Genomic DNA, 1,913 nt, shown 5'->3' with positions numbered 1-1,913 from the left:
GCCCCATTAGGGCCAAGTAAAGCCACAAATTTACCGGGTTCTATTCCAAAAGAGATACCTCTTACGGCATGTACATCCTTAAATGACTTATATACGTCTTTTACTTCTATCTGATACATTATTCTAATTTATTTACCTGCCTATTTATTATTAAGTGATAAAAGTAATAACGAATTTCATCACTACAAAGTTTTGGTATCTGGTAATCTATTTTGATTATGGCTCTAAACTCATCTTTATAGTCATATGATAATTAAAGGCGTAGTTGCTCATTAGTTTGTTATTGTATGTTTCTGTAAGAATATTTGGAAGGTGCTGTATTTGTGATATTCAATACCGCTTTAGAAGCCGCGATGAATCATTAAACTTTTATCTCTAAAGAGTATTATTAGAAAAATATTAGAGCCCTACTCTTTAATTCTAATATTTTTATAATGATCTGTTTGATATGTATTTATGTCGTAGTATCTACCTTTGCAGTATCAAAATTAGAAAACAATATTATAAAATCAAAAATAGTTTAAATCACAATTAAAAAATTAAAGAAATGAAAAGAATTTATTTGTTTATCGTAGGCTTTATATGTTTGATAGCAATACCGAAAGCGAATGCATGTACACGTGTCGTTTATACCGGAGATAATGGAATGGTAGTAACGGGTCGTACAATGGACTGGAAAACTGAAATGCATAGTAATATATGGGTTTTCCCTAGAGGCATGGAAAGAAGTGGAGAAACCGGAAGCAATTCTTTAAAATGGACTTCTAGATATGGTAGTGTAGTAACATCTGCTTTTGAAATAGCCAGTACCGATGGTATGAATGAGAAGGGTTTAGTTGCAAATTTGTTATGGTTGAATGAGTCTGTATATCCGGCATGGGATACGAGCAAGCCGGGACTAACTATAGCTGCTTGGGTGCAATATATGCTCGACAACTTTGCTTCCGTGGATGAAGCTGTTTCTTTTGTAGGTAAAAATTCTTTTCAAGTAGTTTCTGATAAGATGCCTGATGGTTCGAGGCTTGCAACATTACACCTTGCTATTTCTGATGTTACAGGCGATAGCGCTATTTTCGAATATATAGATGGAAAGCTCAATATCTATCATAGCAAGAACTATAATGTAATGACTAATTCTCCAACTTATGATAAACAGTTGGCCTTGAATGACTATTGGAAATCTATTGGCGGATTGACTTTTCTTCCGGGTACCAATCGTGCAGCCGATCGTTTTGCGAGAGCAAGCTTCTATATTGATGCACTTCCTAAAATAGGAGATGAGAAATTAGCAGTGGCCAGCGTTTTCAGTGTTATTCGTAATGCCTCTGTTCCTTATGGCATTTCTACACCCGATAGTCCTGAAATTTCTACGACACAATGGAGAACTGTATCGGATAGTAAGAATCTGACTTATTTCTTTGAATCGAGTTTGACTCCGAATACATTCTGGGTAAATCTTCAAGACATGAATTTGTCTAAAGGAGCTCCTGTACTTAAATTATCTTTAGCAAACGGTGAAACTTACAATGGAAATACAATAAATAACTTCAAGGTTTCACAGCCGTTCAAATTTCTGGGTGTGAATGATTAAGAAATAAAGATTGAAAAGCCCATTGAAGAAATGGGCTTTTCATTTGTATTCTGCATGTAGTTTATTTCAATGAATTCTGGTCTTTATCCAATAAATATATTACTCCCCCCCCTTTTTTTGTGGCTCTGATTTATACTGATTTAGCATTAGATGTTACATCGCTTTATTCTCGAGCCGTCTTTATCATAAAGTGCAATATTCTTATCTTCTTAAGGAAACTAGATTAGCACTTGCTCTAAAAGGATTTACGCTACCAAACACCGATATTATTTTTTCGGTATATAACTGTATAGATTTTTTCTCTTCGGAAAAAGTCTTGGGG

General features: G+C 34.4%; 1 protein-coding gene. It reads left to right on the top strand.

Annotation, left to right across the window (positions count from 1 at the left end; translation table 11 throughout):
* The first annotated feature begins 547 nt into the window (after positions 1–547).
* Positions 548–1,591: a linear amide C-N hydrolase gene (locus LDB17_RS13160; protein ID WP_289781712.1), complete on the top strand. Its 1,044-nt coding sequence runs from the start codon at positions 548–550 to the stop codon at positions 1,589–1,591.
* The last annotated feature ends 322 nt before the right edge of the window (positions 1,592–1,913 follow it).

This window comes from Dysgonomonas sp. Shenzhen-Wh21, assembly GCF_043392705.1.
GTDB lineage: Bacteria > Bacteroidota > Bacteroidia > Bacteroidales > Dysgonomonadaceae > Dysgonomonas.
This window is presented reverse-complemented; position numbering and strand designations above follow the sequence as displayed.

Coding starts and splice junctions, on each gene's coding strand:
- LDB17_RS13160 (WP_289781712.1), top strand. CDS start 548: ATGAAAAGAATTTATTTGTTTATCGTAGGCTTTATATGTTTGATAGCA.